The organism is Actinomadura darangshiensis (assembly GCF_004349235.1).
Lineage (GTDB): Bacteria > Actinomycetota > Actinomycetes > Streptosporangiales > Streptosporangiaceae > Spirillospora > Spirillospora darangshiensis.
Map to the genome: position 1 here is coordinate 19,964 of NZ_SMKY01000067.1, position 15,605 is coordinate 35,568.

At 72.6% G+C, this 15,605-nt stretch carries 12 protein-coding genes; 8 read left to right on the top strand and 4 right to left on the bottom strand.

Annotated elements, in window-relative coordinates; all coding sequences use genetic code 11:
* Window positions 1-18 precede the first annotated feature (18 nt).
* Window positions 19-1,044, top strand: coding sequence for an ArsR/SmtB family transcription factor (locus E1293_RS17020; RefSeq protein ID WP_132198383.1), 1,026 nt, complete (start codon window positions 19-21; stop codon window positions 1,042-1,044).
* Here the strand turns inward: E1293_RS17020 and E1293_RS17025 are convergent.
* Window positions 984-2,003 carry a terpene synthase family protein gene (locus E1293_RS17025; protein WP_132198384.1) on the bottom strand — a complete coding sequence of 340 codons (1,020 nt, stop codon included), beginning with the start codon at window positions 2,001-2,003 and terminating at the stop codon, window positions 984-986. The genes E1293_RS17020 and E1293_RS17025 overlap by 61 nt on opposite strands.
* Before the next feature lie 181 nt (window positions 2,004-2,184).
* On the opposite strand from E1293_RS17025, the gene E1293_RS17030 reads away from it, so the two are divergent.
* The 5 genes from E1293_RS17030 to E1293_RS17050 all read left to right on the top strand — a co-directional run bounded on the left by E1293_RS17030 (window position 2,185) and on the right by E1293_RS17050 (window position 9,236).
* Entirely contained in the window at window positions 2,185-3,009 is an 825-nt protein-coding gene (locus E1293_RS17030) for a transporter substrate-binding domain-containing protein (RefSeq protein WP_132198385.1), read from the top strand.
* Window positions 2,967-3,836 (top strand): amino acid ABC transporter permease, encoded by an 870-nt coding sequence (locus tag E1293_RS17035; RefSeq protein ID WP_243716280.1) that lies wholly within the window; start codon window positions 2,967-2,969, stop codon window positions 3,834-3,836. Before E1293_RS17030 ends, E1293_RS17035 begins: the two co-directional genes overlap by 43 nt.
* Window positions 3,833-4,624 carry an amino acid ABC transporter ATP-binding protein gene (locus tag E1293_RS17040; RefSeq protein ID WP_132198386.1) on the top strand — a complete coding sequence of 264 codons (792 nt, stop codon included), beginning with the start codon at window positions 3,833-3,835 and terminating at the stop codon, window positions 4,622-4,624. The genes E1293_RS17035 and E1293_RS17040 overlap by 4 nt, the downstream gene beginning before the upstream one ends.
* Before the next feature lie 147 nt (window positions 4,625-4,771).
* On the top strand, window positions 4,772-6,133 hold the full coding sequence (locus E1293_RS17045; protein WP_132198387.1) for a glutamine synthetase family protein: 1,362 nt from the start codon (window positions 4,772-4,774) through the stop codon (window positions 6,131-6,133).
* A gap of 28 nt (window positions 6,134-6,161) precedes the next feature.
* A complete protein-coding gene (locus tag E1293_RS17050; protein WP_132198388.1) occupies window positions 6,162-9,236 on the top strand; it encodes a bifunctional [glutamine synthetase] adenylyltransferase/[glutamine synthetase]-adenylyl-L-tyrosine phosphorylase in 3,075 nt (1,024 codons plus the stop codon).
* A 39-nt stretch (window positions 9,237-9,275) separates the two neighbouring features.
* On the opposite strand, the gene E1293_RS17055 is transcribed toward E1293_RS17050, so the two are convergent.
* On the bottom strand, window positions 9,276-10,169 hold the full coding sequence (locus tag E1293_RS17055; protein WP_132198389.1) for a phosphatase PAP2 family protein: 894 nt from the start codon (window positions 10,167-10,169) through the stop codon (window positions 9,276-9,278).
* 271 nt (window positions 10,170-10,440) lie between these two features.
* Here E1293_RS17055 and E1293_RS17060 point away from each other — a divergent pair, with 271 nt between their 5' ends.
* Window positions 10,441-12,033: an alpha/beta hydrolase gene (locus E1293_RS17060; RefSeq protein WP_132198390.1), complete on the top strand. Its 1,593-nt coding sequence runs from the start codon at window positions 10,441-10,443 to the stop codon at window positions 12,031-12,033.
* Window positions 12,034-12,038: 5 nt separating this feature from the next.
* Here the strand turns inward: E1293_RS17060 and E1293_RS17065 are convergent, their stop codons facing one another.
* On the bottom strand, window positions 12,039-12,431 hold the full coding sequence (locus E1293_RS17065) for an OsmC family protein (protein ID WP_132198391.1): 393 nt from the start codon (window positions 12,429-12,431) through the stop codon (window positions 12,039-12,041).
* Window positions 12,432-12,601: 170 nt separating this feature from the next.
* Here E1293_RS17065 and E1293_RS17070 point away from each other — a divergent pair, with 170 nt between their 5' ends.
* Window positions 12,602-13,429 carry an alpha/beta fold hydrolase gene (locus E1293_RS17070; protein ID WP_132198392.1) on the top strand — a complete coding sequence of 276 codons (828 nt, stop codon included), beginning with the start codon at window positions 12,602-12,604 and terminating at the stop codon, window positions 13,427-13,429.
* A 6-nt stretch (window positions 13,430-13,435) separates the two neighbouring features.
* Here E1293_RS17070 and E1293_RS17075 read toward each other — a convergent pair whose 3' ends face one another.
* The gene (locus E1293_RS17075) at window positions 13,436-15,571 is read right to left on the bottom strand and encodes a DEAD/DEAH box helicase (protein WP_132198393.1); all 2,136 of its coding nucleotides are present in this window, start codon (window positions 15,569-15,571) and stop codon (window positions 13,436-13,438) included.
* Between the last annotated feature and the right edge of the window lie 34 nt (window positions 15,572-15,605).

The window sequence follows — 15,605 nt, forward strand, 5'->3', positions numbered from 1 at the left end:
TCATTTAGGCTGGGCTAAATGATCGAGTTCGTGTTCGCGCCGGACGACGTCGCCCGCGTCCGGTTCGCGTTCTCGCCGGTGTGGGAGCTGGTGCTGAGCCTGCGGGTGCTCGGCGACCCGTCCGGGCACGCGCTGCACCTGCCGTGGGCGCACGCCGTCCGGCCCCGGCTGCGCGGGCTCGACCTGGAGCCGCTGCTGGAGGTCGTCCCGCCGGCGGGGTACGCGCCCGACTTCCTGACCCCGCCGCCGGACACCCCGCTGCCCGACTTCGCCGCCGAGCTGCGGACCGTCCGGGCCACGCCGCCGGAGGTCGTCGTGTTCGAGCTGCTGCGGCGGGACCGGGCCCAGCGGCCGGGCCCGCGGCGGGCGGAGATGGCCGCCGATCCCGAGGGCACCCTGCGGACGCTCGCCGACCTGCTCGAACGGTACTGGGAGGCGGCCGTGGAGCCGTTCTGGCCGCGCATCCGCGACCTGCTGGAGGGGGACGTCCTGCGCCGCACCCAGGCCCAGGCCGCGCACGGCACCGCCGGTGTGTTCGACGACCTGCACGAGGCGGTGGCCTGGCGCGGCGGGACCCTGCGCGTCGAACGGCCCTGGGAGCGGATCGCGCACCTGGCGGGACGCGGGCTGCTGCTCGTCCCGAGCGTGTTCGTCTGGCCGGGCGTGTCGGCGATGGTGCCGCCCTACCAGCCCATGCTCAGCTATCCGCCGCGCGGAGTCGCGACGCTCTGGGAGACCGGGCCGCCGGACCAGCCGCGGGCGGGCGCGCTCGCCGCGCTGATCGGACGCCGCCGCGCCGAACTGCTGTCGGCCCTGTCGACCCCCGCCGCCACCACCGACCTGGCCAGGCGCATGGACGTCACGGCCGGGGCGGTCAGCCAGCACCTCGGCGTGCTGCGCGCCTGCGGCCTGGTCACCGGGCACCGGCTCGGCCGCCGCGTCCTCTACGTCCGCACCCCGGCCGGGGACGCCCTCGCGGGCGGTCAGCGCAGCGACGCGAGCGCGTCCAGGCGCAGCGTGCCGGGCGGCGAATCGGACACGTAGCGGCCGGACTCGGCGAGCCAGTCCATGTGCGCGCGCGGCGTGTCCAGCAGCACCTTGACGACCTGCGCGGCGGCGGCGCGCTGCGCGACGGTCAGCTCCAGCCGGTCGAGCATGTCCGGCAGCCGCCGCGCCGCCGTCCACGCCTGGTCGAGGCGGTCGGCGATCCGGTCGGCGACCGCCTGCGCGGCCTGCGCGGCGTCCAGCCCGTGCGCCCGGCCCAGCACGCTGGGCAGGTCGTGGACGTCGCCCCGCGCCGACTCCAGATCGTGCGAGGCGAGGTCGTTGGACCAGGCCACCACGTCGGCGACGCTGTCGGCGAGGGTCTTCCAGCGGGGCGTGCGCAGCAGCCGCGCCGGCAGCTCGACGGCGAGGACCGGCTCGACCAGGTCGTACAGGAACGGCCCGCAGGCCCGGCGGCGCAGCGGCGGGTACTCCGCCTCCGCCGGGACGTGCCGGATCCGCCGGTTGACCGCCTCCTCCGCGCAGCCGTCCCGGTGCGCCTCCAGATGCAGCATGAAGCGGCGCCGCCAGTCGCGGCTCATGTTCCTGGACGTGGCGTGCCACAGCTCCACGAGTGCGGCCTCCAGCGGCCGGGCGCCGGGTCTGGCGTGGCCGCGCCGCATCGCGCGCAGCAGGTCGTCGTACAGGGCGTGCACGGCGCTGCCGCTGTCGGCGAGCGGCGGATGGTCCATCGCGTCGTCCAGGGCGAGCGTCCACGTCAGCCAGCGGGCGAACAGGTCCACGGCGGCGAGGTCGGCGTCCGGGAAGACGCGGGCGGCGAGCCGCTCGCAGCGGGCCCGGCCGAGCGGCGAGGTGTCCGGATCCCCGAGCACGAGCCCGCGGCCGCGCGCCCAGGTCTCCACCTGCGCGCACAGCTGCCACGACTCCGGATGCATGGCCGACGGGGTGCCGAGTGCGGTCACCCGGTCGGTCATCGAGAGCAGAAGTGAGATGTCCACGACTCCTCAGACGTTAATGATCACCGCGTGCGGCGACCATGATCGCCACGTCAATTTTCGGGAAACGGATATCGGCGGGGGCTGGCGGACGGTAATGGCGAACCCGCCGTCCGCCCCTGCCGCTCAGCCGGGCGGACGTGCGATAGTTCGTTGATCAGAACGCAGTTCACCAGGAGGAAACGTGTCCGGACGGACCACGCGATGGGCACTGGGTGCGGGGCTGGCGGCCCTCGTGCTGACCGCCTCGGCGTGCGGCGGCGACAAGGGCGCCACCGTGCAGGGCGTGAAGCTCATCGAGAAGGGCGCTCTCACCTCGTGCACCCACCTGCCCTACCCGCCCTTCCAGTCGGAGGACAAGAAGACGGGCAAGGTCGTCGGGTTCGACGTCGAGCTCATCGACCTCGTCGCCAAGAAGCTCGGCGTCACCCAGAAGATCGTCGACACCCCGTTCGAGACGATGAAGACGGGCTCGGCGCTGAACGCCGGCAAGTGCGACATCCAGATGGGCGGCATGACGATCAAGCCCGACCGGGTGAAGTTCATGGACGTCTCCAAGCCCTACTTCGACGCGACGCAGTCGCTGATGGCGAAGAAGGGCAGCGGCATCACCTCGCTGGAGGACGTCAAGTCCAAGAAGCTCAAGCTCGGCTCGCAGGCGAGCACCACCGGTGAGGACTACGTCAAGGACAAGGGCTTCGACCCGCGCTCCTTCGACAACTCCAACGCCGAGCTGAACGGCCTGCGGACCGGCCAGGTGGACGTCATCGTGCAGGACGACCCGGTGGTCAAGGGCTGGCTGAAGGACCCGGCGAACGCGAAGTTCGAGCTCGTGGCCAACCTGAACACCGGCGAGCAGTACGGCTTCTGGATGCGCAAGGACCACAACCCCGAGCTGGTCAAGATCACCGACCAGGTGATCGCGCAGGCCAAGTCGGACGGCACCTACAAGAAGATCTACGAGAAGTGGATCGGCCCGATGCCCGCGGCCGCCGGCGGCGGGTCGTGACCGCCGAGCCCATCGGCACGGCGGCGTCCGGCGGGATGTCCCGCCGGCGCCGCCGGCAGCTCTCGCTGGGCGGGCAGTACGGGCTCTTCGTGGTCGTCCTCGTGGTGGTCGTCGCGCTGGCCGACTGGGGCACCCTGCGGCTGAACTTCGCCAACTGGGAGGTCGCCAAGAGCCTGTTCCCCGACATCATCACGATCGGGCTGCGCAACACCGCCGTCTACACCGCGGTCGGGTTCGGCATCGGCCTCGGCGGCGGGCTGATCGTCGCGCTGATGCGGCTGTCGTCGGTCCCCCCGTACCGGTGGTTCGCCACCGGCTACATCGAGATCTTCCGCGGCCTCCCGCTGCTGCTGATCTTCATCTTCGTGGGCGTCGGCGTGCCGCTGGCCTTCCCCGGCACCAACATCCCCGGCGGCGCCGCCGGGCAGGCGGGCCTGGCGCTCGGGCTCGCCGCCACCGCCTACATGGCCGAGACGATCCGGGCCGGCATCGAGGCCGTGCCGAAGGGGCAGCTGGAGGCGGCCCGCTCGCTCGGCATGTCGCACGGCCGCGCGATGCGGTCGATCATCATCCCGCAGGCGTTCCGGATCATCATCCCGCCGCTGACGAACGAGCTGGTGCTGCTCTGCAAGGACTCCTCGCTCGTGCTGTTCCTCGGCATCACGCTGGAGCAGCGGGAGCTCACCAAGTTCGGCCGCGACCTCGCGGGCGAGCAGGGCAACACCACCCCGATCATCGTGGCCGGGATCTGCTATCTGCTCATCACGATCCCGCTGAGCCTGCTGGCCCGGCGGCTGGAGGCGCGCCAGCGCAGGGGGCAGCGATGACGAGCCCGGACAAGGAGACGGCGGGCGGCAACGCCGTCGAGATCAGCGGCCTGCACAAGTCGTTCGGGACGAACGAGGTGCTGCGCGGCATCGACTTCCACGTCGCGGCGGGCGAGGTCGTCTGCGTGATCGGCCCGTCCGGGTCGGGCAAGTCGACGCTGCTGCGCTGCGTGAACCTGCTGGAGGAGCCGTCCGCCGGGACGATCCGGGTCGTCGGCGCCGACGTCACCGACCGCGAGGTGGACATCGACGCGGTCCGCCGCCGGATCGGCATGGTGTTCCAGTCGTTCAACCTCTTCCCGCACCTCACGGCCCTCGGCAACGTGATGATCGCGCAGCGGAAGGTGCTGAAGCGGGACAAGGCGGAGGCCGAGCGGGTCGCGCGGGAGAACCTGGAGCGGGTCGGGCTGGCCGACAAGGTCTCCTCCTACCCGGCGCAGCTGTCCGGCGGGCAGCAGCAGCGGGTGGCGATCGCCCGCGCGCTCGCGATGGGCCCCGAGGTGATGCTGTTCGACGAGCCGACGTCCGCGCTGGACCCCGAGCTGGTCGGGGACGTCCTCGGCGTCATGCGCGGGCTCGCGGAGACAGGGATGACCATGCTCGTGGTCACCCACGAGATGAGCTTCGCGCAGGAGGTGGCCGACCGGGTGGTGTTCATGGACGGCGGCGTGGTCGTCGAGGAGGGCCCGCCGGCGCGGGTGATCGGCGACCCCGCGCACGAGCGGACCAGGACGTTCCTGTCCCGCGTCCTCGATCCGGCCGCGGCGCGGGTCGGAGAAGGCGAGTAGTCGGATATGTTCCGTTCACCGGTCGCGGCCGCGTAACGTCGCGGTAACAGCGGCCGGGCATACTGCAAACGTAGCCGGACCTGCATCCGCGGCCGGCATATCCCGCCCGGCGTCGTCGACAGGGCAGCAGCACCGAGGGAGAGGGCTTTGGAGCGTCAGCAGGAGTTCGTGCTCCGCACGCTGGAGGAGCGCGACATCCGCTTCATCCGGCTGTGGTTCACCGACGTGCTCGGGTTCCTGAAGTCGGTGGCCGTCGCCCCCGCCGAGCTGGAGGGCGCGTTCGGCGAGGGCATCGGCTTCGACGGGTCGGCGATCGAGGGGTTCGCCCGGGTCTACGAGGCCGACATGATCGCCAAGCCGGACCCGTCCACCTTCCAGGTGCTGCCCTGGCGCTCGGAGTCGCCGGGCGTGGGCCGGATGTTCTGCGACATCCTCATGCCGGACGGGACGCCGAGCTTCGCCGACCCCCGCTACGTGCTGAAGCGCGCCCTGGCGCGGGCCGCCGACCTCGGCTTCACCTTCTACACCCACCCCGAGGTCGAGTTCTTCCTGCTCAACGACAAGCCGGAGGACGGCCGCGAGCCCGAGCCGGCGGACGCGGGCGGCTACTTCGACCACACCCCGCACAGCGCCGCGCACGACTTCCGGCGCAACGCGATCATGATGCTGGAGGCGATGGGCATCTCGGTGGAGTTCAGCCACCACGAGGGCGCCCCCGGCCAGCAGGAGATCGACCTCCGGTACGCCGACGCGCTCACCACCGCCGACAACATCATGACGTTCCGGCTGGTGATGAAGGAGGTCGCGCTGGAGCAGGGCGTCCACGCGTCCTTCATGCCGAAGCCGTTCACCGAGCACCCCGGGTCCGGGATGCACACCCACATGTCGCTGTTCGAGGGCGACCGCAACGCCTTCTACGAGCCGGGCGCGGAGTTCAAGCTGTCCAAGGTCGGGCGGGCGTTCATCGCCGGGCTGCTGCGGCACTCCGCGGAGATCACCGCGGTGTGCAACCAGTGGGTCAACTCCTACAAGCGGCTTTGGGGCAACGTCGGGTCGGCCGCCGGGGCCGGGGGAGAGGCCCCGTCCTTCATCTGCTGGGGGCACAACAACAGGTCGGCGCTCGTCCGCGTCCCCATGTACAAGCCGCACAAGGGCCACTCGACCCGCATCGAGTTCCGGTCGCTGGACACCGCCGCGAACCCCTACCTGGCGTTCGCGGCGATCCTCGGCGCCGGGCTCAAGGGGATCGAGGAGGGCTACGAGCTGCCGCCGGGCGCGGAGGACGACGTCTGGGCGCTCACGGTCGCCGAGCGGCGCGCCCTCGGCATCGAGCCGCTGCCGCAGAACCTGGACGAGGCGATCCACACGATGGAGCGCAGCGAGCTGATGGCGGACGTCCTCGGCGAGCACGTGTTCGACTTCTTCCTGCGCAACAAGCGCCAGGAGTGGGAGGAGTACCGCCGCCAGGTGACGGAGTTCGAACGCAAGCGCCTGCTGGCCGTCCTTTAACGGGGTCCGCCGGATTACGGTTGACCCTGTGACCGAGTCCTGGACCTCCGACCGCCGCCCCTCCCTCGCCGGGCGCCTGGCCCGGCTCGGCTTCACCGACGCGGCGCGGGCGGAGCGGCTGCTGGCCGACGCGGAGCGCGAGACCGGCTCCCGGCCGTCCGACGGCCTGCTCGACGCCCTCGGCGGCACCGCCGACCCCGATCTCGCGCTGGACGGGCTGCTGCGGCTGCTCGCGTCCGCCGACGAGAAGGGCGCGGGCGGCGCGCTGCGCGCCGCCCTCGCCAGGGAGCCGGGGACGCGGGAGCGGCTCACCGCCGTCCTCGGGGTGAGCGCGGCGCTCGGCGATCACCTGGCCCGGCATCCCGGCCACTGGGAGGTGCTGCGGGACGGCTTGGCGGCCCCGGCGGGGAGCCCCCGCAACGATCTGCTGGCCGCGGTCGGCGCCGATCCGTCCGCGGCGGAGCCCGTCGCCGGCGACCCCGAGGCCATGGTCGCGCTGCGCGTCGCCTACCGGCGCCGTCTCCTCGCGCTCGCGGGACGCGACCTGATCGGCGTCGCGGACGTCGCCGAAGTGGCCGCCGAGCTGGCCGACCTCGCCGCCGCCGCGCTGGAGGCGGGCCTCGCGATCGCCCGCGCCGACGTCCGCGAGCACGGCGCGTGCAAGCTCGCCGTGATCGGCATGGGCAAGTGCGGGGGGCGCGAGCTGAACTACGTCAGCGACGTCGACGTGGTCTTCGTCGCCGAGGCGTGCGACGGCGAGGACGAGGACGCCGCCCTGCGCACCGCGACCCGGCTGGCGTCGGCGATGATGCGGGCCTGCTCCGACTCGACGGAGGAGGGCGCGCTCTGGGAGGTGGACGCGGCGCTGCGCCCCGAGGGCAAGGCCGGGCCGCTCGTGCGGACCCTCGCCAGCCACCGCGCCTACTACGAGCGGTGGGCCAAGACCTGGGAGTTCCAGGCGCTGCTGAAGGCCCGTCCCGTCGCCGGCGACGCCGGTCTCGGCGCCCGCTACATGGACACGATCACCTCCATCGTGTGGAAGGCCGCCGAAGGGGAGAGCTTCGTCGAGGACGTCCAGGACATGCGGCGCCGCGTCGAGGCCGACCTGGGCCGGCGCACCGCCGACTCCGAGCGGCAGCTCAAGCTCGGGCCGGGCGGGCTGCGCGACGTCGAGTTCTCGGTGCAGCTGCTCCAGCTCGTCCACGGCCGGGCCGACGAGACGCTCCGCAGCCCGACCACGCTGGACGCGCTCGCCGACCTGTCGCAGGGCGGGTACGTCGGACGCGACGACGCGGCGGCGCTGGCGTCGGCGTACCGGTTCCTGCGGCGGGTGGAGCATCTCGTCCAGCTGCACCGGCTGCGCCGCACCCATCTCATCCCCGACGACGAGGACGACCTGCGCCGCCTCGGCCGTGCCCTCGGCCTGCGCACCGGCCCGGTCGGGGAGTTCACCGCGCTGTGGCGGCGGCATGCCCGCGAGGTCCGGCGGATCCACGAGAAGCTGTTCTACCGGCCGCTGCTGCGGGCCGTGGCGCGGCTGCCGGGGGAGGAGGCCCGCCTCACCCCTGAGGCGGCCCGGACCCGGCTGGAGGCCCTCGGGTACGCCGACCCGGCGGGCGCGCTCCGGCACATCGAGGCGCTGACCGCCGGTGTGTCGCGGCGCGCCGCGATCCAGCGGACGCTGCTGCCGGTCATGCTCGGCTGGTTCGCCGACGCACCGGGCCCCGACGCGGGGCTGCTCGGGTTCCGGCAGGTCAGCGACGCGCTCGGCACCACGCCCTGGTACCTGCGGCTGCTGCGGGACGAGGTGACCGTCGCCGAGCGGATGGCGTGGGTCCTCGGCTCCAGCCGCTACGCCACCGACCTGCTGCTGCGCGCCCCCGAGGCCGTCGGGCTGCTCGGCAGCGACGCCGACCTGACCCCGCGCCCGTGCGAGGTCCTGCGGTCGGAGGCCCTCGCGGCCGTCCGGCGGCACCACAAGGACCCCGGGGGGTCTGGGGGGTCTGGGGAGTCGTCCCCCCGGAAAGGCGGCGAAGGGAGCCGTCCCGCCGAGGAGGCGGTCGCGGCGGTGCGCGGGCTGCGGCGCCGGGAGCTGTTCCGCGTCTCGGTCGCCGACCTGCTCGGCCTCGCGGACGTCCGGACCGTGGGGGAGACCCTCACCGGCATCGCCACCGTCACCATCGAGGCGGCGCTGCGGGCCGCCGCCAACAAGATCGAGGTGGAGTCGCGGGAGCCGCTGCCGACCCGGATCGCCGTCGTCGCGATGGGCCGGTTCGGCGGGCACGAGCTCGGCTACGGCAGCGACGCCGACGTGATGTTCGTCCACGAGCCGCTGCCCGGCGCGGACGAGCGCGCCGCCGGACGCGCCGCGCACGCCGTCGCCGAGGAGCTGCGCCGCCTCCTGGCGCTGCCCGCCCCCGACCCGCCGCTGGAGATCGACCCGAACCTGCGCCCCGAGGGACGGCAGGGACCGCTCGTGCGCACCCTCGCGTCCTATGCCGCCTACTACGCCCGCTGGTCGGAGCCCTGGGAGGCGCAGGCGCTGCTGCGCGCCGACCCGCTGATCGGGGACGCGGGCCTGCGGGACCGGTTCCGGGCGCTGATCGACCCCGTCCGGTGGCCGGAGGGCGGGATCGACGACGACGCCGTCCGGCAGATCCGGCGGCTGAAGGCGCGGATGGAGTCCGAGCGGCTCCCGCGCGGCGTCGAGCGGCGGCTGCACACCAAGCTCGGGCCGGGCGGGCTCGCGGACGTGGAGTGGGTCGCGCAGCTCCTCCAGCTCCAGCACGCCTGCGACGTCCCCGGCCTGCGCACCACCCGCACCCTGGACGCGCTGGACGCCGCGGTCGGGGCCGGCCTCCTGGACGCCGACGACGCGGAGGTCCTCGCCGAGGCGTGGTGCCTGGCGACGCGCATCCGGGGTTCGATCATGCTGGTGCGGGGCCGCGCGTCGGACCTGCTGCCGACCGACCACCACCGGGAGCGCAGCGCCGTCACCCGCGTCCTCGGCTACCCGGGGACGGGCGACCTCCTGGAGGACTACCGCCGCCACACCCGCCGGGCCCGCGCCGTCGTCGACCGCGTGTTCTACGGAGCCGACTAGTCCCGGAGGAGTAGGTCTACTCCTGGAGTCGTAGAGCGGCTAGGAGCGGCCGGCGCCGCCGGCGGCGGCCGAACCGGCGCCGCTGCCGCCCGTGCTCCGCCCGGAGCGCTGCGCCAGCCGCTGCGCGAGCCGGTGCGTCACGCGGGCCCGCGCGATGAGGATGGGCGCCGGGCACCTCATGTAGAGGATCCACGACACCCACAGCGCGCCGCTGATCAGCGCCATGCCGGCCACCGCGTCCAGGACGTAGTGGTTGGCGGTGGACAGGATCACGAACACGGTCGTCGCCGGGTACAGCACGCCCACGACCTTGGCCCACCTCTGCGACGCGAGCTTGACCAGGATGAGCCCGCACCACAGCGACCATCCGGCGTGCATGGACGGCATGGCCGCGTACTGGTTGGTCAGGCTGCCGGACGCGTCGCTGGCGTACAGGCCGAGCGAGTGCAGCGCGGTCACCGGGTCGACGAAGCCCTCGCTGTGCAGGAAGCGCGGCGGGGCGAGCGGGTACAGCCAGAAGCCGATCAGCGCCACACCGGTCGCGATCATGATGGACGTGCGGAGCCACCGGTAGTGCTGCGGCCGGTAGCGGTACAGCCAGACGACGATGCCGAGCGTCACGATGAAGTGCATCGTCGCGTAGAAGACGTTCGCCGTGCGGGCCAGCCAGGGAACCGCCAGCAGCGTCTGGTTCAGGTCCAGCTCAACGTCCAGCCCCAGGAAGCGCTCCACGCGCAGGATCTCGTCGGCGTGGGCGAACGCCGGGCCCGTGCCGTCCTGAACCAGGACGACGCGGGTCAGCGTATAGCCGGTATAGAAGAGAACGACCAGCAGCAGCTCACGCCATACCGGGGGCGCGGTGAGGACCCGGCGCCGTATCCTGCTGGCGCCGGCCTCGCCTCTGCGGGCCGTTGGGGGGGCGGTTTGAGCCATGCTACCTATCTTTGCCTCAGGGCCCCCTGAATGAGATCACCGCGGCGAATGGTCTTCATCTCAGACTTGAGTAGTACGACCCTGATGCGGTATCCGGACTTTCGGGGGAGGGGCGTCGGGGACACCGGGCGGATCCCGCGCCGCCTACCCCTCGTGCGGAGCCTGTGAAGTTGATCAGGAGTCAGCATACGAGCCCCTGGGTAGGCCGTGATCACCCCCCGCGAGTCGACCAGGGGGACGAATGGCCAGGTATTGGGGCATACCCGGCGTGATGCCGGTGGGAACCACCGCGCTGGCCGCAATCGGACTGCTGTCCCTCGCGGGAGTGACGGACCATCCCCGCGAGGTGGACGGCGTACCGCGCGCGGCCGTCGGCACCCTGCCCGCGGCGGCCGGTCCGATTGGTACCCCTTCGGGGGCCGCCGGCGCCTCCCCGGCCGCCGCCCCGCCGCTGGACTGGATGCGCTGCACCGGCCTGCCGGAGCCGCCACCTGGGAGCAAGCCGCCGGCGGGCGGGTTCCGCTGCGCGACGCTCAAGGTGCCGCTGGACTACGCCAAGCCGTCCGGGGAGAAGATCGGCCTCGCCCTGATCAAGGCGCCGGCGACCGACCGGAAGCACCGGATCGGCTCGCTGGTGTTCAACTTCGGCGGCCCCGGCGGAGACGGCGTCGGCACGTTCGCCCAAGCCGCGGGCCAGTACGCCACGCTCGGCACCCGCTACGACCTGGTGTCCTTCGATCCCCGGGGCGTGGGCCGCAGCAGCCCCGTGACCTGCGCGGACGGCCCGAGCATGGACAGGTTCACCGCCATGGACGACAGCCCCGACACCGCCGCCGAGGAGAAGACCTACCTGGACGGCCGCGCCGGCTACGTGCGGCAGTGCGCGGCACGGTCCGGGCGGCTCCTGCCGCACGTCGGCACCGTCGACGCCGCCCGCGACCTCGACATGATCCGCGCCGCCCTCGGCGACGAGAAACTGCACTACTTCGGGATCTCCTACGGCACCTGGCTCGGCGGCAACTACGCGCACCAGTTCCCCGGCCGTGTCGGACGCGCCGTCCTGGACGGCGCCGTCGACACCCGGATCAGCGCCCTGGACCTGGCGCTCCAGCAGGCCGCCGGGTTCCAGAGCGCCCTCGGCGACTTCGGCGCCGCCTGCGCCCGGCTCGGGACGAAGGCATGCCCGCTGGGCAAGGACGGGCCGTCCGTCGTCGCGTCCACCGGCCGGATCCTCGCCGGGCTCGACCGGACGCCGCTGTCCACCTCGTCCGGCCGGAAGCTCACCCAGAGCCTCGGCACGACCGGCGTCGCCGCCGCCCTCTACTCCCAGAACGCCTGGCCGTATCTGGCCCAGGGCCTCGTGGACGCGGTCAAGCGCCGCGATGGGACGCTGCTGCTGATGCTCGCCGACGTCCAGAACGGGCGGATGGAGAACGGCGCCTACAGCAACCTCACCGCCGCCAACACCGCCATCACCTGCGCGGACGGCACCGACCGCTACACCGCCGCCGACGTCCGGCGGCTGCTGCCGAAGTTCCGCGGCGCCTCGCCGATCTTCGGGACGCCGATGGCGTGGGGGCTGCTCCAGTGCACGGGATGGCCGGTCAAAGGGGACGACGCGGCGCGCGAGGTGTCCGCTCCGTCCGCCGCGCCGATCCTCGTCGTCGGCAACACCGGCGACCCGGCCACGCCCTACGCATGGGCCCCCGCGCTGACGAAGGCGCTCGGCGGACGCGCCACGCTGCTCACCCTGAAAGGGGAGGGCCACGGCGCGTACGACACGGGTGACTCCTGCGTCCACGAGGCGGTGGACGCCTACCTGCTGACCGGAACGACACCGCTCACCGGCGCGACCTGCGGCTAGGGCCGCTACACCACCTGGTCGACCTTCATCGGCTCGCGGAGGGCGCTGCCGACGGTGCAGTACTTCTCGTGGACGCGCCCGGCCACGGCCTTCAGCACGTCCTCGGCCTTGTCGTCGCCTTCGGGGAGCTCCACGTCGTAGGTCAGCGTGATGGTCCCGAGCGTGCTCGTCGCGATCTTGTCCGCCTGGACGGTCGCGGCGAGCCGCACCATCCGGTGCCCGCGCTTGGCCGTCAGCGGCTCGACGGTGACCAGCTCGCAGCCGCCGAGCGCCGCCAGCAGCAGCTCTACGGGCGTGAAGACGCCCTCGGTCTCCCCGTCGCCGACGGCGACCTCGGCGCCCCGCGTGTTGACGGCCCGGAAGCCGTCCCCGGTGCGCTCCACCCTGACCTCGGCCATGACATCCCCTTTGATCGTCCGGTCTCCGCCCACCTGAACACGAGTGCCCCAGGCGTTCTTCCCCCGGACGTCCATGCATTCCGCGAGAGAGGGGCGGGTACGCCAGGACCGGAGAGCGGCCGCGGCACCGGGGCCGCCGGAGACCACGTCACCATCGCTTCGGGGGAACGATGACCTACATCAAGACGCGCGACGGCACCGAGATCTACTACAAGGACTGGGGCCGGGGGCAGCCGGTCGTGTTCATCCACGGGTGGCCGCTGAACGCCGACGCGTGGGACGACCAGCTGAAGGCGGTCGCCGACGCCGGGTACCGCGCCATCGCGCACGACCGCCGCGGGCACGGCCGCTCGTCCCAGCCCTGGGAGGGCTACGACTTCGACACCTTCGCCGACGACCTCGACGATCTGATCGAAGGACTGGGGCTGTGGGACGTGGTGCTCGTCGCGCACTCGATGGGCGGCGGCGAACTGGCCCGCTACATCGGCCGGCACGGCACCGAGCGCGTCTCCAAGGCGGTGCTGCTGTCGGCGATCCCGCCGCGGATGCTCCGGACCGGCGCCAACCCCGAAGGGGTGCCCGCCGAGGCCTTCGAGGACATCAAGAACGGCATCCTGAGGGAGCGGTCGCAGTTCTGGAAGGACGCCTCCGAGGGGTTCTTCAGCGCCAACCGCCCGGACACCAAGGCGACCCAGGGCAACCGGGACGCGTTCTGGTTCATGGCGATGCACGAAAGCGTCAAGGCCGGCGTGGACTGCGTGACGGCGTTCGCGGAGACCGACTTCACCGACGACCTGCGCAAGTTCGAGATCCCGACGCTCATCGTGCATGGCGACGACGACCAGATCGTCCCGATCGACGCCACCTCCCGCAAGTCCGTGGAGATCATCCCCAACGCCACGCTGAAGGTCTACGAAGGGAGTTCGCACGGCATCGCGCTGGTCGCCGGCGACAAGGAGCGCTTCAACCGCGATCTGCTGGACTTCCTGGGGACCTGACCCGCGTCAGGTACCGAGCCGCTCCTGCTCCGCCGCGACGATCTGCCGCGCGAGCGCCTGCTCGGAGATGTCGACCGCGTCGGGCGTCTGCTCCGCGAGGTCGCTGCGCCGCGCGTACTCGTCGAACAGCATGGCCTTGACGTTGAGGATCTCCAGCATCCGCTCGTCCACGCTGCCGGGCGTCAGCAGCCGGTGCACCTGCACCGTGCGCACCTGCCCCATCCGGTGCGCGCGGGCGACCGCCTGCGTCTCCATGGTCGGCTTCACCTGCGGCTCGCAGATGATCACGACCGAAGCCGCCTGCAGGTTGAGCCCGACCCCGCCCGCCTGGATCTGGGCCAGCAGGACGGCGTGCCCCTGCTCGGCGGTGAACTCGTCCACGATCTCCTGCCGCCGCGCGGGCGGCACGTCGCCCGAGATGGGCCCGCGCGCCTTCGGCCCGAGCGCCTCGTGGACGGCGGCGAGGACGTCCCGGAAATAGGAGAACACCACGACCTTCAGCTCGTTCTCGGCGGCCTCGACCACCAGTTCCTTCAGCCGGTCGAGCTTGGCCGACCTCTTAGGGACGGCGTACGCGGCACGGCGCATCGCCATGAAGTTGCCCGCCTTAACGGCCTCCCGGTAGGCGGCCTTGTCCGCTCGGCTGAACTCCTCCAGCTCGTCCACGTGAACGACCTCGGGCAGCTCGACCAGCACGTCCTTCTGGTTCCGGCGCAGATACACCGGCGCCACCGCCGACCGGAACGCCCGCGCGCCCACCGCCGCGTCATGCGGGCGGACCTGCTTCGCCACCTCGGGCCGCAGATGCGCGACCAGGCTGCGGAACTCCTCGACCCGGTTCTCCATGGGCGTGCCCGTGAGGAACAGGACGTTCTCCGTCTTCCGGCACCAGTGGGCGACGGCCTGGGCGCGGCGGGTCTCGTGGTTCTTGGCGTAGTGGGCCTCGTCCACGACGAACATGCCGAGTTCCACGTCGTCTGGAACGTCCAGCGAATGGAGCGTGGCGAGCGTCGTCACGGCGATCCCGCCGTCCCCGGCCCACTTCCGGAGCGCGGCGCCCTTCCCGGAGCCGTGCAGCGGATGCGCGGCGATCGTGCTGCGCTTCTCGATCTCCCGCACCCAGTTGATCAGCACACTGGCCGGACACGCCACCAGGAAATGCGTCCCCCCTTCGGCCTTGAGATGGGCGATCGCCGCGATCGCCTGGATCGTCTTCCCGAGCCCCATCTCGTCGCCCAGGATCACTCGCCGCTGGACGAGCGCGAACCGCGCACCGAACGACTGGTACCCGCGCAACGACACCCGCCGGAACTCGTCGTCGAGCGGCTGCGCCTTGACCCGCGCGGCCAGCTCCCCCGGCAGGAACCCCTCGGCGGCCTCCCGCTCCGGCTCCATGGCCGCAAGCTCGGCCAGCAGGGTCTGGTAGTCGGACGCCCGCAGCTCGAAGTCGATCCACGCCTCGTCCGCCGAGACGCGCGGCCGCAGCAGATCCACCGACGCCTGAGAGACCAGCAGCCTGGTACCGCGCCGCTCTTCTTCTTCGAGCGCCTCGGCCAGCTCACCGACCGCCTCCCGCGCCCGCTCCCGCCGCGACGGCCGCACGAAGATCCGCCGCCACCACGCCCCCGCCGGCCTCGCGTCATGGGTCAGCGGCCCGAAGCGCCGGTCCACCTCCGCGGCGGCCAGCCGCGCCCGCGGCACCTCCGGCCCAGCGTTGACCAGCCGGTGCAGCGCGACGACCACGGGCGTCATGGCCTCGTCCCGCCGCTCGACGTCGATCCGGACCCCCGCCGACCGCTCCGCCGCCTCCGCGAGGCTGGCCGCCGCCGCGTGAAGTTGCTGCGCCGTCTGCGGCCCGATCCCCGGGAGCAGCTGAAGCCGGTACGGCGTCGCCTCAAGCACGTCGGCGACGCTGGTGTACCCGGACTCCTCCAGGGGCCCGAGCCGTAGCCGCCCGTCCGTGACGTCCTTCAACCGGGCCAGCGGAATGGACCCGAGCTGCTCCCGAGCCGCCTCCCGTCGCAACGGCGCCAACGCCTCCTGCACGTCAGCGATGGCCCGCCTATGGTCCCCGAGCAGATCCCGCGCGGCACCCAGCAGCGAGTACCCGTCCCGCAGGACGTCCTTAGCCCCGTCCGGCATCCCGACCCCTAACCGCGTCCCGGCACATGATGCC

Excerpts from the sequence above, each read along its gene's own strand:
- E1293_RS17020 (WP_132198383.1), top strand. The coding sequence starts at position 19 with ATGATCGAGTTCGTGTTCGCGCCGGACGACGTCGCCCGCGTCCGGTTC.
- E1293_RS17040 (WP_132198386.1), top strand. The coding sequence starts at position 3,833 with ATGACGAGCCCGGACAAGGAGACGGCGGGCGGCAACGCCGTCGAGATC.
- E1293_RS17055 (WP_132198389.1), bottom strand. The coding sequence starts at position 10,169 with ATGGCTCAAACCGCCCCCCCAACGGCCCGCAGAGGCGAGGCCGGCGCC.
- E1293_RS17060 (WP_132198390.1), top strand. The coding sequence starts at position 10,441 with ATGCCGGTGGGAACCACCGCGCTGGCCGCAATCGGACTGCTGTCCCTC.
- E1293_RS17065 (WP_132198391.1), bottom strand. The coding sequence starts at position 12,431 with ATGGCCGAGGTCAGGGTGGAGCGCACCGGGGACGGCTTCCGGGCCGTC.
- E1293_RS17070 (WP_132198392.1), top strand. The coding sequence starts at position 12,602 with ATGACCTACATCAAGACGCGCGACGGCACCGAGATCTACTACAAGGAC.
- E1293_RS17075 (WP_132198393.1), bottom strand. The coding sequence starts at position 15,571 with ATGCCGGACGGGGCTAAGGACGTCCTGCGGGACGGGTACTCGCTGCTG.